The sequence below is a fragment of the Paludicola sp. MB14-C6 genome (assembly GCF_030908625.1).
In the GTDB taxonomy this organism is placed as follows: Bacteria; Bacillota; Clostridia; order Oscillospirales; family Ruminococcaceae; genus Paludihabitans.
Window position 1 is genome coordinate 1,375,721 of the sequence record NZ_CP133133.1, and the last position, 16,664, is coordinate 1,392,384.

14 protein-coding genes and 1 tRNA gene are annotated in these 16,664 nt (G+C 34.4%); 3 read left to right on the forward strand and 12 right to left on the reverse strand.

The annotated features are described in order from the left end of the window. Positions 1–236: 236 nt before the first annotated feature. From RBG61_RS06630 to RBG61_RS06655, 6 genes are all read right to left on the reverse strand, one after another. Complete coding sequence (locus tag RBG61_RS06630; protein WP_307946987.1) at positions 237–2,327, reverse strand: AAA family ATPase; 2,091 nt, start codon at positions 2,325–2,327, stop codon at positions 237–239. Between the two features lie 84 nt (positions 2,328–2,411). Next, entirely contained in the window at positions 2,412–3,158 is a 747-nt protein-coding gene (locus RBG61_RS06635; protein WP_307946989.1) for a hypothetical protein, read from the reverse strand. A gap of 105 nt (positions 3,159–3,263) precedes the next feature. Beyond that, positions 3,264–4,319 carry a hypothetical protein gene (locus RBG61_RS06640; RefSeq protein ID WP_307946992.1) on the reverse strand — a complete coding sequence of 352 codons (1,056 nt, stop codon included), beginning with the start codon at positions 4,317–4,319 and terminating at the stop codon, positions 3,264–3,266. A 125-nt stretch (positions 4,320–4,444) separates the two neighbouring features. After that, positions 4,445–6,943 (reverse strand): AAA family ATPase, encoded by a 2,499-nt coding sequence (locus tag RBG61_RS06645; protein WP_307946995.1) that lies wholly within the window; start codon positions 6,941–6,943, stop codon positions 4,445–4,447. Between the two features lie 282 nt (positions 6,944–7,225). After that, the gene (locus RBG61_RS06650; protein ID WP_307946997.1) at positions 7,226–7,732 is read right to left on the reverse strand and encodes an ImmA/IrrE family metallo-endopeptidase; all 507 of its coding nucleotides are present in this window, start codon (positions 7,730–7,732) and stop codon (positions 7,226–7,228) included. Positions 7,733–7,763: 31 nt separating this feature from the next. After that, complete coding sequence (locus RBG61_RS06655) at positions 7,764–8,156, reverse strand: helix-turn-helix domain-containing protein (protein WP_307947000.1); 393 nt, start codon at positions 8,154–8,156, stop codon at positions 7,764–7,766. A gap of 147 nt (positions 8,157–8,303) precedes the next feature. Between RBG61_RS06655 and RBG61_RS06660 the strand changes: the two genes are divergently transcribed. Next, the gene (locus RBG61_RS06660) at positions 8,304–9,539 is read left to right on the forward strand and encodes a DNA polymerase Y family protein (protein WP_307947003.1); all 1,236 of its coding nucleotides are present in this window, start codon (positions 8,304–8,306) and stop codon (positions 9,537–9,539) included. Between the two features lie 8 nt (positions 9,540–9,547). On the opposite strand, the gene RBG61_RS06665 is transcribed toward RBG61_RS06660, so the two are convergent. From RBG61_RS06665 to RBG61_RS06690, 6 genes are all read right to left on the reverse strand, one after another. Further along, positions 9,548–9,748, reverse strand: a complete 201-nt coding sequence (locus RBG61_RS06665; RefSeq protein ID WP_307947006.1) for a DUF3006 domain-containing protein — start codon at positions 9,746–9,748, stop codon at positions 9,548–9,550. A gap of 15 nt (positions 9,749–9,763) precedes the next feature. Then, positions 9,764–10,945 (reverse strand): ComEC/Rec2 family competence protein, encoded by a 1,182-nt coding sequence (locus tag RBG61_RS06670; protein ID WP_307947009.1) that lies wholly within the window; start codon positions 10,943–10,945, stop codon positions 9,764–9,766. A gap of 94 nt (positions 10,946–11,039) precedes the next feature. Beyond that, the gene (locus RBG61_RS06675) at positions 11,040–11,981 is read right to left on the reverse strand and encodes an RNA ligase family protein (protein ID WP_307947011.1); all 942 of its coding nucleotides are present in this window, start codon (positions 11,979–11,981) and stop codon (positions 11,040–11,042) included. Further along, positions 11,981–12,784 (reverse strand): Ku protein, encoded by an 804-nt coding sequence (locus RBG61_RS06680; protein ID WP_307947012.1) that lies wholly within the window; start codon positions 12,782–12,784, stop codon positions 11,981–11,983. The genes RBG61_RS06675 and RBG61_RS06680 overlap by 1 nt, the downstream gene beginning before the upstream one ends. A 304-nt stretch (positions 12,785–13,088) precedes the next feature. Continuing rightward, positions 13,089–13,430, reverse strand: coding sequence for a hypothetical protein (locus RBG61_RS06685; protein ID WP_307947015.1), 342 nt, complete (start codon positions 13,428–13,430; stop codon positions 13,089–13,091). Between the two features lie 764 nt (positions 13,431–14,194). Beyond that, positions 14,195–14,270, reverse strand: a tRNA-Lys gene (locus RBG61_RS06690). A 267-nt stretch (positions 14,271–14,537) separates the two neighbouring features. On the opposite strand from RBG61_RS06690, the gene lepA reads away from it, so the two are divergent. Continuing rightward, on the forward strand, positions 14,538–16,346 hold the full coding sequence (gene lepA / locus RBG61_RS06695) for a translation elongation factor 4 (protein WP_307947016.1): 1,809 nt from the start codon (positions 14,538–14,540) through the stop codon (positions 16,344–16,346). A gap of 132 nt (positions 16,347–16,478) precedes the next feature. Beyond that, complete coding sequence (locus RBG61_RS06700) at positions 16,479–16,649, forward strand: chorismate--pyruvate lyase (RefSeq protein WP_307947018.1); 171 nt, start codon at positions 16,479–16,481, stop codon at positions 16,647–16,649. The last annotated feature ends 15 nt before the right edge of the window (positions 16,650–16,664 follow it).

Here is a 16,664-nt window from a genome sequence, read left to right on the forward strand (position 1 = left end):
TACAACTAATTATTTCTCTTTCATAGCCTATATATGACTTTTTATTGTTAAGAGCGTTCAGCCGTCTATTTAATTAAAATCAACTTGCATGACGAGATTAGAATTAAGAAAGCTATCTATTCACTTTAAACATAATAGGATACTCAATAAAACAATGCCAAGATCTGGTTGGGCTCTTAAAAAACAAATTCTCATCAACAACGATACAATCTATTTCATTCGTTCTATTAAAAATATCAGCACATTTTTTCGAATAGACTGATGATTTTATTAAATTCAGCATCATCTTCACTTATCACTCTATTTGTACCTTTGAGGACCTCCTTTTTAACCATTGTGGCAAGGCGAACCTTCCACCCTTTATCAAGCGATATACCATGAGTTTGAGCAAACGTTTCAATTTGATCGCAGACTGGCGTATCATCGGTCACTACATCATCAAACTCTTCGTCAACTTCTTCTGGCCGTGGTAGAAATCTTGCAATTATACTCGCAATTTTTGATTTAGGGAAAAGATCTTCTATTTCCCCGTTCGGTAAAGCAGTATAATCTGAAACTGATATAATTTTGTCCAAATCAGCGGCGTAAAAGTCTGACTTTAGTTCTGTGGCCATTTTCACTCCTGGCTTGTCACCATCTAATAGCACTGGTGGTTTAATTTCACTGACTCCAGACAGTATTGCAGACGTCGCTTTAACACCCTTAACACCGCCCGTTGGAATAAACACTATTTCTTTCAGGGGCGAAATCTTTCCTTTCGAAATTAATAAATTTTTAAGTGCGGACAGATAGATTTGGTCTGACTCTCCCTCCACTAAGATGGGATTACAATTTATAAGAAGCGTATCTGATACTGACAGGCCCAGCGCTGCATGGGCTGGATATATTGATTGTGGCTGATTTTTTCCTCTCAATCGTTCCGTTGCTCTCAAATCTGGACTTACGACTGTTTTTCCACCTTCATCAATATATACAGATCTCACGCGCTCAAGATGATTCGAATCAACCATAAAGGGAGAATGTGTAGTGTACAACATTTGATTATTGATAGCAAGATTTTCAAAAAACATAAATAAGTCCTTTTGAGCTAATGGATGGAGGGTAACGCCAGGTTCATCCAAGAGTAGTATCGCATTTTGATGATGAAGTTCACTTTCCACCAAGAAAACCAGATAAAAGCTAAAAAACCACTGTAGGCCCGTACTCCTTGATTCAAGTTCAATACGTTCTGGCCTTACTGAATCAGAAACCCAAATTCTAAAGAAATTTCCGTCAGCCTGAAACTCAAATGTATAATTTCCTTGTTTCCACCATTCGTTAAAGGATTTAGTAAAACCTGAAGAGGCTGATGCCAAAAGAATTTCACGTTCTTTTTTCTTATCCGAAATAATTGCAATCTGTTCTTGTGAAAGATTACCATTATCCTCTGTTCCTAGGTTTGTTATTTCTCTTGGATCAAGCTGAACGAACTTAAATAGAGTCTTTAATGTACGCGCCTTAGCAGCCTCTTTAACCCCCAAATCAATTTTTCCTATATTCTGTAATACTTGAGGGAGGTATATTTGAGAGTCAAGATTTCCGTAATTGGAATAATACACATACTTAGGCATATGTATATATACATATGCAACAACATCTTTTGTTTCAGCTAGCGATGGCTTTTTACTTTCAGATGCAATTGCACTAAACTTTTGAATCGCATCAGACATAACTACACATGCTATAGAAGACTTGACATCTTCTTCAAACTTATCCAATTCAGCATAAGCAGCTACTAACGAAGCAGTTGCAATATCTGTGTTATTGAGAATTGTTAATGTCGACTGAATAATGTCAAGAGCCTTTTCTCTCCTATCACTTTCGGCTTTACCAGATGTCTCCTTGGCTGCTTCCAAGGTGACTTTGCATGCCTCTAATATTTCTTTTCCTTTATCAATTTCTGATGATCTACGATCTACTGCAAATGGAAATTCACAATACAGATTCCCATCAAAGTCTTTTGAAACAATAACTTCACAAAGTTCTTCCTCATTATATCTTGAAATTTTTGCAAGATCTTTCTGCTCATTTTGCAAAAGAGAATATTTTGCGTAAATAAATATTGGCTTATGAGTGGCAGATCGATATGTATGATATCTATCCCTTGGTAAATCTGCTTTTAAATCAATTTCGCCCTCATCTGCAGGATTTAATTTCCATAACGGAAGTAAAATGTTCGTTTTCCCTGATTCGTTGGTGCCAATCAAAGCAGTAATTTGCTCGGCATCAACCCAACCACTATCATGCACAGACCTAAATTCAGTAACACGAAAACTTTTTAAGATCATTTTCCATTTCTCCTTTATTGAAATTGTTCTACTTGCGATAATTGTTATGACTTGCTTTTCATTGTAATGTAATCAAATACTGTTTTAATTACGCTGTAAAAATGGGCTATTTTTATATCTAAGAACTTTTGGAAGTTTCCTTTTAGGGCGTACGAATAATTTTGAAAAGATATAATATATAGCAACTATTGTAAATATTTTAATTAATAATTCAATCGGGCTATTCAAGTTATATTTATAAAAATTTATTAATAAGTAAATAATTGTTATAGATGTAGCAGTCAATAATGAAATCACCTGTTTATAAAAGATTGTTCTATTTGTCAAATTTTGAATTTGTAGTTCTTTTTCAAAACCTATAAAATTTCCACTAATTATCGGAATATCTTTGCTGCTATGCAGAATATTAAAGCATAATCCATCTTTCTTATTTAGGTGATCAAATAATATGTAAGCACTTTTTTTATCTTCAGATATATTAATTTGAAAGTTACAATCTTCATTACTAATTTTTAAAATATCTGAACATAAGAGCAAAGAGCCTTTTCCCACCTGCACTTTGAGTAAGTTTGAATTGATAAAATCTTCTTTTCTAATTGCGTCACTTCCACTATTCCATAATGCTATAGACGTCAAGTATAGTTGGTTAATAGGAGTATTTTTATATTTTACTTCAATATCATTAAATGCATTTATATCATCGTATGAAAATACTTTATTGTTTATAAACTGTCCATCAATTTGCTTTTTAAATTTATATTTTTCGGAAAATATCCATGTGATTATTATGGATAATATTATTGATAATACTGAGGACAAAACTGAATCCATTTTTATATAACATCTCCTTGAACTATTACTTTATCAAACTGCTCATTATTGCTAATATTAACTATTGCAATATATAAACATAATGGGAAGGTCAATACATTCCCTCTAAAGAGAGATGGCAAAAACCTTCTTGTTTTTTTGATGTGAAGTGTTCACTTTCACGGCAACCCATGTTTCCAAGTCTGTAAGGTCGTAATGGTCAGTATCATCTACTTCCAACTCTATCCTGAATCCATTTGTTATGGATTCAAAGCAAATATCATTTAATGATATTTGCCTCTTTAGTGGTTCCAGTGTGTCTGCAATTGCAAGGATAAAGCATAGAATATTTTCTTTTGATATTCGACCTTCGCATGTGTGCTTTTTTATCTGATTTTGAGTATCATATCGATCAACATATTCATTAAACGATGTATTCCAAACGTTGTGGACCATTATAGCGTCAGCGGCTTTGGCGTAAGCGTCATAATGCTTATTGGATAAATGTAGTGTTCTATCACTGCATTCATCTTTTATAAGGAAACTCTCACGGCAGTCCGTAGTCCATGTCCGTCTCTTCCAAGATATTTCAAATTGTCTTCTCAACTTGTCATAAAGAAGAAGGCCTCCAATAATCCCATGGTCTATACAGCCTACTCTTCCTTGATAGCACTGAGCCCTTCCTCTTAGATAGAGATCAATCTCTTTTCTGGAAAAGGTCTTAAACTCCCGTTCATGCAGATACTTGATATCCGCAACTTCTTGAATTGCATCGAGACCATCAGACTGTAACATACGAAGCTGCTCACAAGTGCTACTTTTCTCAAAGGCGTAACCAATGTCATGATATAAACATGTCAAAAACCAATAATACTTCAGATTCATGTTCCTTTCATCACTAGGTTCGAGTTTAATTCCAAAGCTTTCGAATAATTTTACTCCGAGAAGAAATGTCGAAATAATATGTGTAGCTCGCGATTTTATGTATCGGCAATTGTCTTCAAGGCGCTGATCTTTAAGACACTGGCTTTTCCCTGCATACTCAAAGTATGATGTAATAAAAGCAAATGCGCTATCATTATTATTCCAAGTACCTTTTATATCGAAGTTCGGATTGGGGTAATATGACCATCTGTTCTTGTCAGATGATAATTCCGTGTATAGGCTTGTTAACGTTTGCACATACATTCCTCCTTAATTACGAACTTAAAAACAACATGATAAATGCTTGTCCATTTAAACATTAAGCGAAGTTAAAGCTATATAATTGGTATTAATATCTGCAATAACACTCAGAATGTGTATGTTTATCTCGGTTTGTTTTCCTTCCAATATTTTTCAAAAGAATCGATGTATTTTCTTAAATCTTCTATACTTGGGATATTTCCATTGATTGCACGTGCTTGATCATGGCACCAAGCAGAACACTCTGTCATTCCACTTTCCAATTCACAATACAATTCTTGCGTAAAAGGTGCTTTTTTGAGTCGTTGTGTTTGCACACAAGGATTATATCTTTGTATTGCATCATTTAATAAAATTTCTTCGACGGCTCTTTCCCAGCTTTCTCTTAAAAGTTCACACCATTCCTTTGCTTTATAATAATACATATCCATATCGCCTTTATTGAATACCGCAACTATACCCTGTAAGTCGTTTTTTAGTTTTCCTGTTCTATCCTTAACAGTCATACCTTGCCAAGGTATAATAGGTGATATATCTCCCGGTTCATTAAAAAAATTTCGAATTGTTACCTGATTAAAATTTATATTTTTTCTCTCTGATTCCGTTTTAATCTCCATAAAAAATGTTATTTCATGTGTAAAAATTACAACTTGTCGGAGCATAGCTTCTTCTATAAGCCTATTCACAATAAGGCTTCTTCTCTTGTGGTCCAAGGAGCACACTGGATCATCTAATACAATACCTGTATTTCTCATATCCATATGTACTTCTGTAAGAAAACATGCAATAGAAATAGCCCTTTGTTCTCCTTCACTTAAAACTTTTCCAGGTGCCACTCCTTTAATCTGCAGTTTTTTTAATGTATGACCGCTACTTCCTCGAGAAGTTATTTCTACATCAAAATCTGCGTTAAGTTTTTTGCACTCTTCCTTGAATTCTTTTAGATAATCCTCGGTTACATACTTTTCAAATAATTCTTTCTGTTTAATCGTAATATTGTTGGTCTTTATTTTACTATTCTCAGCAGTCATATCCCACTTTAATTGTTCTAAATATTTACTTACAATTGGCAAGAGTTCAGTTACCTTGATTTTATCTATGTATTCATTTTCTATGTTTTGACATTCCGAAATACGCTTATTTATACTGTCTTTGTTGAGATCTCTCTTCTTATCCTCAATTTTTTTGATGAGATCTTGAATATTTATTTTTGGAAGTGCGACTACACTAATAGCACTTTCGCTTTCAATATCCTTTATAATTGCATTTTTTATTTGATTTGCAGTCTTAAAAGCTACAGAAATTTGTTCCTCTTCATCTCTATAATTTTCCAACAGCCATTGCTCCTGAACGGATGATTCTACCAGAAATGAGAGTTCCAGATTGTCAAGTCCTTCTCTCGAAAGACGAATTGCTTCCTGCGCAGTTTTCAAATTACTTTCCGCATCACTCTCTAAGTATTTCCAATATTTGAAAATCAAATTTTTCTCTTCTATTTCGTGACCACATAAAGGACAGATGTTATGCTTGGAAATAAGATCATAATATTTTTTTGCAGAACTTATAAACTCTTTCCATTCTTGTGAACCAATAAGTTCAACGTCATCTTTTTCAAATAACGTCGTCCCTACGGTATCATGTAATACTCTGCATTTTTGTAAAAATATGATCTGTTGATTATAAATATCAATATTATCTTTTGATACAGCCGCCGCAAATAAATTGTATTTCTTTATCGCACTTTCTAAAACAATAACAACTTTATCAATCAGCTCTACTTGTTTATTTATATTCAATGAAATAAGATTTGCTTTTTCGCTCTTGATCTTCTCAACGAATACTTCTTCATCTTTTGAAATAGTAAAACTTTTTCTGATTTCATCTATATTTGAATTTGCTGAAAGAGCTTTCATCTGAATTAAAGCTTTTCCCTCGTTGGGGAAGTACTTCAACGTCGGATTTTCTAATTTAACAGATTTTCTCTCATTATTCAGTTTATCTTGAATCGCTAAGCAACCAGACAAAAATAGATCGAAGAACGACAATTCGCTTGGCGCAAAATCTATTGTTGATTCTCGATTCATGTCATCAGATGCACTTTTTGAGTCAAAACTTCTTATTGTCATAAAAGGGTATTTCTCTTTTTCTTCTGGATATTTATACTCCTTCGGAATCCCATCTATACAAAATTGAAAGACTGCTGATATGTCATCTGGTTTATCTAAATAGACATTTGAAAGGATTTCTTGGTCACCTCTCGATACAAACGCGTTGTTTATTAGTCTTGTATAGCCGGATTTTCCACTTCCATTTTCTCCATAGATTATGGTTAATCCGTCTGAAACGTATAATTCAACACCAGATTTCAATCTGTTGACCCCATGTAAATCTTTAACCCCTTGCCACTTTACGACAGGATAGGCATCAGTCTCAAACTTGTATAATTGTATATCATCACCAAAGTATTTTCCTATACTTAATGAATTCTCCACTTTGAAAACGTTATATATTTCATTAAGCTCAACCTCTGTCACATGCTTCTTCTCAATTATCAAATGTCCTAACTTCTGTTGCCACTTAGGTAAAGTTGCTACCCATTTTAATATATCTTCTGTAATCAAATTCCTGCCTCCAATCGATTAAAGCACTATATTAACTATTACTTGTACGATGAACCCTGAATTTCGTCTAATTGCTATTGTATGAACTTACTCCAACTTCGCATTATTCGCCTAATGGATAGTGGGGTATATAAAATTACCCTCTTCGTCATTATACAACATTATCCATTTGCATACAATATACATTTCCATATTTATAGGTTCTTTTTGTATTGTATTAGTGCTTTCAAGCTATTATTGGATATAGCAAAACTCACTCTCTTTACTTGAGAGTGAGTTTATTTATTTTCCTAAAAATCTACTTGAAATATTCTTAGGTATATTAAATTTATGACCTTTTTGATTAAGGGAGTGGAGCTTAAACGAAAGCAAATCATCCGGTACTTCTAACAGTTGAGCAATGTTATTGTAGTCCATACCTTCATATGCAAGGTTAATGACATCGTTATCATCTATTAGCAGCTCTGCGGCGAAGTAGTTTGCTTGGTACTCGGGTTTAGAAGTCATATCGTATAACTGAAAATCTTTCATAGGAGATACTTTTGCAAAGGTTTGGTGAAGCCTATCATGGCCTAACTCATGAGCAATAACAAGTCGTTGTTCTTGTTCTGATAAGTTATCATTTAAGATGATATGACGTTCTCTATTCATCACACAATAGAAGCCCTTAAGGCTATTGAATGGACGATACCCAACGAAGATATTCAATGCTTCAGTTAACTCAAACGGATCTCTTGTCTTATATTGCTTTATCAGTTGATCTACGATATCAGTTATATATTGGCTCACTCAGTTCACCCCTCTCCCTATGAAAGTAATCTTATTTACTTGCGTATTTTTTAGCACGCTCTTTTGATTGAAAATAGATATCAGTAATAGCTTTGAAAAATAAGTCTCTATCTTCTTCATCTAATTCGCCACCTGCAAACAGCCCGCTTGTTTCGGCTATAATTGCATTGGCTTTATTTTTGCCACTCGTTCCGTATTTCTCAGTAGCTTCTTTTACAAACTCATCCTGTTCTGACATTAAGTATGTATTTGACACCTGGAATATTTCACAAATCTTATTTGTAATTTGAGCAGTTTGAGGGTAACGTTCTCCTGCTTCATAGTATTGTACTGTTCTAGTTGTCACACCCAATGCTTTTGCTAGTTCCGTTTGTAACATTTTAGCACTCTTTCTTAACTGTTTTAATTTTTCTGAAAACATCATTGTTATGACTCCTTGCTGTGAAATATAATTCGTCTTTTATATTGACAACGAACGAATATTCGTATATAATTCATAATACACTATAATATGAATTTGTGTTCGTTATTATTATACTTGTGTTCGTTTAATTTGTCAAGGAGTGTTCTGATGGAAAGAATTATTCTTCACGCCGATCTTAACAATTGTTACGCCTCAATTGAGTGTATGCTAAACCCTGCACTAAAAGGAAAAGCTGTTGCTGTCTGTGGCTCACAAGAAGACAGGCATGGTATTGTATTAGCTAAGAATGAATTAGCAAAGAGTTATGGCGTTAAAACAGGAGAAGTAATATGGCAAGCTAAACAGAAGTGCCCAGACTTAACAATTGTGCCACCACACTATTCTGAATATCTTTATTACTCTAGAAAAGTACGAGAAATATATTATCGCTATACTGATATGATAGAGCCATACGGAATAGATGAATGTTGGCTTGATGTAACAGGTAGTACCATGTTATTCGGTAGTGGATATGATATTGCATATCAAATTAAGGAAACGGTTAAATCTGAATTAGGTTTAACCGTATCTGTAGGTGTGTCATTTAATAAGATATTTGCTAAGCTTGGTAGTGATATGAAAAAGCCTGATGCTGTTACTGTAATTGAGAAAGATTCTTTTAAAGAAAAGATATGGGGGTTACCTGCTTGTGAAATGATATTCGTAGGAAGGTCCACCACTTTAAAATTAAAAAAGTATGGTATTAACACTTTAGGTGATTTAGCACAATCTGATCCAGAGTTCTTGAAATTTGTACTTGGCAAGAATGGATATGACCTATGGATTGCTGCTAACGGGTTAGATGTCTCTAGGGTTATGCATACCGATTATCGTGCACCCATTAAAAGTGTAGGGCATGGTATTACTTGTAATGCTGATTTAGAAAATGAAGATGAGGTATGGCAAATATTCTTAGAGTTAGCTGAGGATGTAGGTAAACGATTAAGAGATAATCATCTTGCTGCAAGTGGCGTTCAAATAAGTGTGAAAGATGAAAACCTATATGTAAAACAGTTTCAAGCTCCGCTGCCTTGTTATACGCAAAACTTCCTAGAGTTAGCACAAGCTGCAATCAAGCTATTTAAACAAAACTACAATTGGAACTACAATGTCCGAGCAATAACAATAAGGGCCATCAACCTTGTATCGGATGGCTGCCCTCAGCAATACGGATTCTTTTTTAGCCCTAAAAAACACATCAACGGAGAAAGAATTGATAGAGCTGTTGATGGTATTCGTAACCGATATGGGAAATCTGCTGTTACTGTTGCAACGCTGTTGATGGACATGAAAGTGGCTAGAGACAGGACTCCTGCCATGATGCCGAGTAGTATGTATCGGTGAGGTGAAAGTTAATCTTCCCAAAGCAATTGTTCAAGTTTCTTTATATTTGCCAATCTTTTAGCAGTTTCCCCTTTGTCAATCTCTATTATTATGACATCTCCCTCTAGCGCATCATCAGGCAAAAGACATTTAGGCATATCAACAGTTGTTTTATTATCTAATTCAACTATTGCAAAATTACCTTCAAAACGATCTATGATAACTTGCATATTGACAATCCTCCTTTATGGTTTACAACGGCCACATGGAATGTATCCACTTGCTATTGCTTCATCTCTACTGCTAAATGTCACTTGATTTTGTACTGCCGGTAATGAGCTACAAGTTGGCAAGTGGAATTTCTTTGTGTTTTTGTTGCCTATATAACCCACATTGGTAATTGGTGTATCATCATAATCTTTACCACCAGTAGAACTTGTAATTTTTGAAGATGTAGTTGTTTGGGGTGGTGCATTTTCTTTAATTGATGATGCATTTTTATCAACTGTAATCTTTGCACCATCAGACGTGAAGATAATAGTACCCACTTCATCAGTTCTATAAATACTTATACCTGCTTTATTTAACTTGGTCAAGGTATCAGCGGTTGGATGTCCATAGCTATTGCCTTTGCCCACACTTATTACAGCATATTTTGGTGAAACTTTACTTAAAAAAGCATTAGATGTAGACGAATTACTACCATGATGTCCTACCTTCAAAACATCCGCCTTAACATTAGCAGTTATTTCACTTTCAGATACCGTTTCTGAATCACCGGTTAATAAAAATGAGTTGTTCTTATATGTGAGTTTAAGAACAGCAGAGTAATCATTTAAATCTTTATAAGAGTCCGAATTTGGTGCAACTATATCTATTTTCAAGTCTCCATAATTTATAATTGAAACTCCTGCTTTTGCGGTCTTTATCTTTAACCCTTTTAATTGAATTGTAGTTAATAACGTTTCGTATGTCTTTGTTGTAGTGGTGGCTCTTGGCATATAAATACCGCCAATACCTAGTGACTCTACAACAGTAGCCATTCCACCTATGTGATCAGCATGAGGATGAGTTGCTACTAAATAATTTAATGTACTATAACCTTTGTTTTTAATATAGTTAACTATCTTATTTCCATCCGCATTATTACCTGCATCTATAAGCATAGTCTCTTTATTAGGTAGTTCAATAAAAATGGAATCTCCTTGTCCGACATCAAGAAAATGAGCTTTTAAAGGTTGCAAGGTTGTTATATCTTGCTTAATACTTACAATTCCACTTGATGAAGCTTCTTCACTTGAAACAGCAACATCTGAACTGAGTAAAGTTTGCGAACTGTCAGATTGATTGTTATTCTCCAAATCTGAAGTACAACCTACTGTGGTCACTAATAAGATTGTTAAAAAAAGAGCAAATATTTTTTTCATGATAACACCTTCGTTTATAATATGTTTTTATTATAACATTATTTGTAAATATTTGCAATTGAAAGTAAATATATGATTTAAAAAGACGATAAGGTCATCCCCTACCGTCTTTAACAATGCAATCGTGTGGTGGTTTATCATCTCGAAAACCTTTAAATACTGCTTGATTTAATCCTTTATTTTCTCTTGGCATCCATTGTACTGTGCAAACTAGGCTAGGCTTAAGCCATATCGCATTTTCATTGCCTTGTGGTGTGAAGGTAAAAGGTGAAACGTCTATTGTTTTTCCCTTTTTGATTAAATCATTTTTTCGCACACCTAATGTAACATGACCTTTATATGTTAATTCTCCTTCTTTATTGTATTGCCCTAAAACGATACTTGTCATATTACTTTCTTTTTCAATGTAACCACAGACCACAAAATCATCGTCTAATAGCCATTTAATTTTAACCCAATCATGAGTCCTCTTTCCAAAATAATATCTACTGTCTTTTAATTTAGCTACTATACCCTCAAGCTTTTGGTGTTCAGTTAGTTTATATAAATCAATGCCGTTATATTCGATATATCTTGATATCGCAATTTGCCCATTTTCATTTATAGTTTTAGCAAGTAATTTTTTACGCTCTATCAATGGTAAATCTGTTATATGCCGATCATCTAAATACAAAATATCGTAAGCTATAAAGCACGCTGGGTGTTGTTTATAAGCTAACTCAATCTTAAACTTATTCGACATTAATGTACGCCTTTGTAATTCATAAAAGTTAGGTTTCCCTTCAACCATTACAATTAACTCACCGTCTAAAATGCAGCGTTTTTTTATTTGCTTGTTAATGTTCGACAATTCAGGAAATTTTGGAAGCAACTTAACGTTTCTTTTATTCCTTAAGTCAACTTCATCTTTATCTAGATATGCAATACATCGACACCCATCAAGCTTTAACTCAAATACGTGCTCATGTGAATTAAATGGTTCAACATTCTCTGCAATTAACATTGGCTTTATATTCCGAGACTCGAATAAATTCATTATGATACACCTTTGGATTTACGTGTTCGTTTAATTGGCTTTGTCTTAGTGTTTTTCTCAATACTAGCTTGCAATGCTTCCATAATATCAATAATTTTTCCCTGTTCCTCTGGCTTTGCTTGCACAATCTCTTTTCCTGCAATCTTTTGCTCAAGGAGTTCACGCAATTTAATCTGATATTCATCCTTATATTCTTCTGGATTGAAAGGAGTATCCATGGATTGAATGAGTGTCTTTGCCATTTGTAACTCTGTATCTGATATTTCGGGTTTATTGTAGGTTTTTGGCACATCTTTAATATCGTCATTATAATACATCGTTTGAATTAACATTCCGTCTTCTCTCGGAATTATAGCAAGCAATGTTTCATGATTACCTATTACAGTTTTACCGATTGCAATTTTTTGTTCAGCCATAAGTGCAGATCGCAATAATTCAAAAGCTTTATCGCCGCCAGCTTCTGGTATGGCATGATAAGTTTTATCATAATAAACTGGACTTATTTGATTTAAATTTGCAAAATGTAATATTTGTATTGTCTTATCTTTTTCAGTTTTAATTTTTTCTAAATCGTCTTCCGTCACAACTACGTATTTGTCATCATCATATTGATAGCCTTTTACAATATCTTGACTCGTTATTTCTTTACCACAATGTCCACAAGTTTTCTTGTACTTTATTCTGCTATTATCCTCTTTATGCAATTGATTAAAACTTATATCATTATCCTGGTTTGCAGTATACATAGCAATTGGTATTGACACTAAACTAAACGCTATAGTAGTTTTATTTGCAACAGCCATCTAATCACCTCATAATTATTGTTTCAACAATTGTATTTATCATACTGTTATGATAGAACTTTATCCAAATCATTATGTCAATATTTTATTATCCATGTGCAGTTTAGTTCGTTTTTTCCTGTATTCATAAATTATTCTTGTTCATAGGTAACGAACTTATCTTTCCATTTACAACATTATTCATTTGCATACAATATAGATTCCCATATTTATAGGTTTATTTTGTATTAAGTTAGTGTTTTCTATTGAACATAGCAAAACTCACTCTCTTTACTTGAAAGTGAGTGAGTTTGCCTAGAGATTTTTATTGCTTTAATGGTGCTCGGAAACCACAAGATTGACATACTGCATATGTTGTTGTTTTTGTCCCGCCACCAACAAGTAAACAAAATAACGCTATCCATCCAACAATAGGGATAAAGAATAAGATTATATATAATAGCACTAATCCGGCATTCCTGCCTTTACTTTCGGCTACTGTTTGAAAAGTTAAGTAAGGACTACCACACCTTAAACACCTTAATCCATATTGGTTATATTGGTAGCCTTGCGACATAGGCGATTGATTAGTGATATTTGCTTTACAATTAGGACAAACTTGAGTTATATCCTTACATTTGCATCCACAATTAGGGCATTGCTTCATATTCCGTTTCCTCCAATGATGTCATTTTGAATAAAATAAAAAAAGTACAGTCTTTCCAAACCGTACTATTATCATTTCCAAATTTAAATTTTCCTCTTGCATTTCTAACCATAATATGGTACAATCAATACAAGGGTAAGTTGAAAAACCCCTACAGCACTACGATTTCAGCAAAAACCGCAGTGCTTACGCCTTAAAGATGCACGAACATCTAGAAGACTTATAGGAGTTAACTTCTGTTGCTATTTTAGCACAGTGTTATAAATCTTGTCAAGCTTTCGGAGTGTTTGTGCGCATCTGGAAGCTTGATTTCGTTTTTAGAACGTCTTTCACGAGCCGTTTTGAAATAAACCGTATCTTGGCAATTATACGATAAGCCTTGATATGTTGTACCTTGATAAGCAAAACCGATAAACCAAGACCAATATTTAAGTGACAGCTTAAATATTCGTGTCAGATTACTGGAGTTTTATCGCTAAGATGGACTACGAAAAGGTGATACCCTCGGGGGAGCGGTTTGGGTAAAATCCGAAACTTCGCTACGATACCGTTTTGTGCTGTTGGTGAGCAAACGATTCCAATAGCTAAATAAGGGAAACACATGCTACTCTTAACTCCAAGGAATGCATAGGAACTCAACCTAATCATTAGTAGTCGATTTAATTTTAAAATATATGTACAAATGCGAATATTCTGATAAATCCATACATTTTTAGTACAGACTTATCAGAATACTCGCCAACTATTGCTGACGAGTCCTGTTTTGGTGATCCACCGGAGATTCGAACTCCGGACCCTTTGATTAAAAGTCAAATGCTCTGCCAACTGAGCTAGTGGATCAAATGCAGTATTTAAGCCATTCTTAAGGCTTTTTGTTTTTCGCTCTCTTTAGAACGCTTGTTTATTATATCAACTACAGCTACAAATGTCAACACTTTTTTCAAACTTTTTTTAAAAAATTTTTTATTCCGATTTTTTGCGCATAATAATATTTGATTACGCATTTATTATATGCTATAATTATTTCGATATTTTAAAAATATAAAATGTAATTTTTTCAAAAATTTTAATACGAATATACCTAAAACTTTATATGAGGTGATATGCTTGTCTGACAGACAACAACACATTAGAAACTTTTCAATTATTGCACATATCGATCACGGCAAAAGTACTTTAGCCGATCGTATGCTCGAACTTACGAATACCATTTCAACACGAGAAATGGAAGAACAGCTTCTTGATAATATGGATATTGAGCGTGAGCGAGGCATTACCATTAAAGCTCGTGCAGTTACATTAAGCTATACTGCCAAAAATGGTGAAACATATCAGTTGAATTTAATTGATACTCCCGGCCATGTCGACTTTAACTATGAGGTATCTCGTTCTCTCGCTGCATGCGAAGGTGCAATATTAGTAGTGGATGCTTCTCAAGGCATTGAAGCGCAAACCTTGGCAAACACCTATCTTGCAATTGAACATGACTTAGAAGTAGTACCGGTTGTCAACAAAATTGATTTACCTTCTGCTGATCCAGACATGGTTTGTCATGAAATTGAAGACGTTATCGGTATTCCTGCTATGGATGCACCAAGAGTATCTGCCAAAACAGGAATTAACATCGAAGCTGTACTAGAAGCAGTAGTCGCACAAATTCCTCCTCCAACAGGAGATGAAGGCGCACCGCTAAAAGCGTTAATTTTCGACTCATATTATGACAGCTACAAAGGTGTTGTTGTATATATTCGTATTAAAGAAGGTACCGTAAAAATTGGTGATACCATTAAGATGATGTCAAACGGAGTCACTTACAATGTTGTTGAGGTTGGCTATATGGGTGCCAAGAGCGTTGTTCCTTGCAAAGAGCTAAGAGCTGGCGAAGTTGGATATATTGCTGCTAGCATTAAAGATATTGGAGAAACTCGTGTCGGTGATACCATCACTAACGCAGAATGCCCAGCCACACAAGCACTTGCAGGATACAAAAAAGTAAATCCAATGGTATTCTCAGGAGTATACCCTGCAGACGGAGCAAAATATGGCGACCTACGTGAAGCCCTAGAAAAATTACAGCTAAACGATGCCTCCTTAACCTTTGAACCGGAAACCTCGCTCGCTTTAGGTTTTGGATTCCGTTGTGGATTCCTAGGCCTATTGCATATGGAAATCATTCAAGAACGCTTAGAACGTGAGTTTAATTTAGATTTAATTACAACTGCACCATCTGTTGTATATAAAATTACGTTAACCAACGGGCAAGTACTTATGATTGATAACCCATCTAACTACCCTGATGTATCACTCATTGCCACAGCTGAAGAACCAATGGTAAAAGCCAACATTCTCTCTCCTACCGATTACGTTGGTAACATCATGGATTTATGCCAAGACCGTCGTGGTATTTTTAAAGACATGACCTATTTAGATACTACCCGTGTTGAACTCCATTACGATTTACCGTTAAATGAAATTGTGTACGACTTTTTTGATGCATTAAAATCCCGAACAAAAGGCTATGCTTCTTTCGATTACGAGTTAACAGGTTTTGTACCATCAAAATTAGTGAAGCTTGACATCTTGTTAAACGGTGATGTAATTGATGCACTGAGCTTTATTGTGCATACTGAAAAAGCATATGCAAGAGGCAGAAAAATTGCAGAAAAGCTGAAGGATAACATTCCAAGACAGATGTTTGAAATTCCAATTCAAGCTGCAATTGGTGGAAAGATTATTGCAAGAGAAACTGTAAAAGCAATGCGAAAAGATGTGCTTGCAAAATGTTACGGAGGTGACATCACTCGTAAGAAGAAACTGTTAGAAAAACAAAAAGAGGGTAAAAAGCGAATGCGTTCTCTTGGAACTGTTGATGTTCCACAAGAAGCATTTATGTCAGTCTTAAAACTAGACGAATAGAATAGCGAAAGCGGAGAATGAGTAATTTCATTCTCCGCTTTCTGTTGCGATTGTATTGTGTTCATGATAAAATGAGAAAAGATGATTCGTGTTATCAAAAGAATTCTAAAACGAACACGGAAAGGAATACCTATGGAAACTAAATATTATATCGTGCAAAAAATTGATGGCGATTATGCAATTTTATTGCGAACAGATACTACTGAAGAAGACACCATTTTAGTTGCTCGTTTTCTCTTACCAATGGAAATTGATGAAGGCAGCAACTTAATTTGGGAAAATCTCGAATATAAAATACTGTAATATAGAAACGAGACT

Bases quoted from the DNA above. Each gene is read 5' to 3' on its own strand.
- RBG61_RS06630 (WP_307946987.1), bottom strand. From the start codon at position 2,327: ATGATCTTAAAAAGTTTTCGTGTTACTGAATTTAGGTCTGTGCATGAT.
- RBG61_RS06635 (WP_307946989.1), bottom strand. From the start codon at position 3,158: ATGGATTCAGTTTTGTCCTCAGTATTATCAATAATATTATCCATAATA.
- RBG61_RS06655 (WP_307947000.1), bottom strand. From the start codon at position 8,156: ATGATGTTTTCAGAAAAATTAAAACAGTTAAGAAAGAGTGCTAAAATG.
- RBG61_RS06660 (WP_307947003.1), top strand. From the start codon at position 8,304: ATGGAAAGAATTATTCTTCACGCCGATCTTAACAATTGTTACGCCTCA.
- RBG61_RS06665 (WP_307947006.1), bottom strand. From the start codon at position 9,748: ATGCAAGTTATCATAGATCGTTTTGAAGGTAATTTTGCAATAGTTGAA.
- RBG61_RS06670 (WP_307947009.1), bottom strand. From the start codon at position 10,945: ATGAAAAAAATATTTGCTCTTTTTTTAACAATCTTATTAGTGACCACA.
- RBG61_RS06675 (WP_307947011.1), bottom strand. From the start codon at position 11,981: ATGAATTTATTCGAGTCTCGGAATATAAAGCCAATGTTAATTGCAGAG.
- RBG61_RS06680 (WP_307947012.1), bottom strand. From the start codon at position 12,784: ATGGCTGTTGCAAATAAAACTACTATAGCGTTTAGTTTAGTGTCAATA.
- RBG61_RS06685 (WP_307947015.1), bottom strand. From the start codon at position 13,430: ATGAAGCAATGCCCTAATTGTGGATGCAAATGTAAGGATATAACTCAA.
- RBG61_RS06700 (WP_307947018.1), top strand. From the start codon at position 16,479: ATGGAAACTAAATATTATATCGTGCAAAAAATTGATGGCGATTATGCA.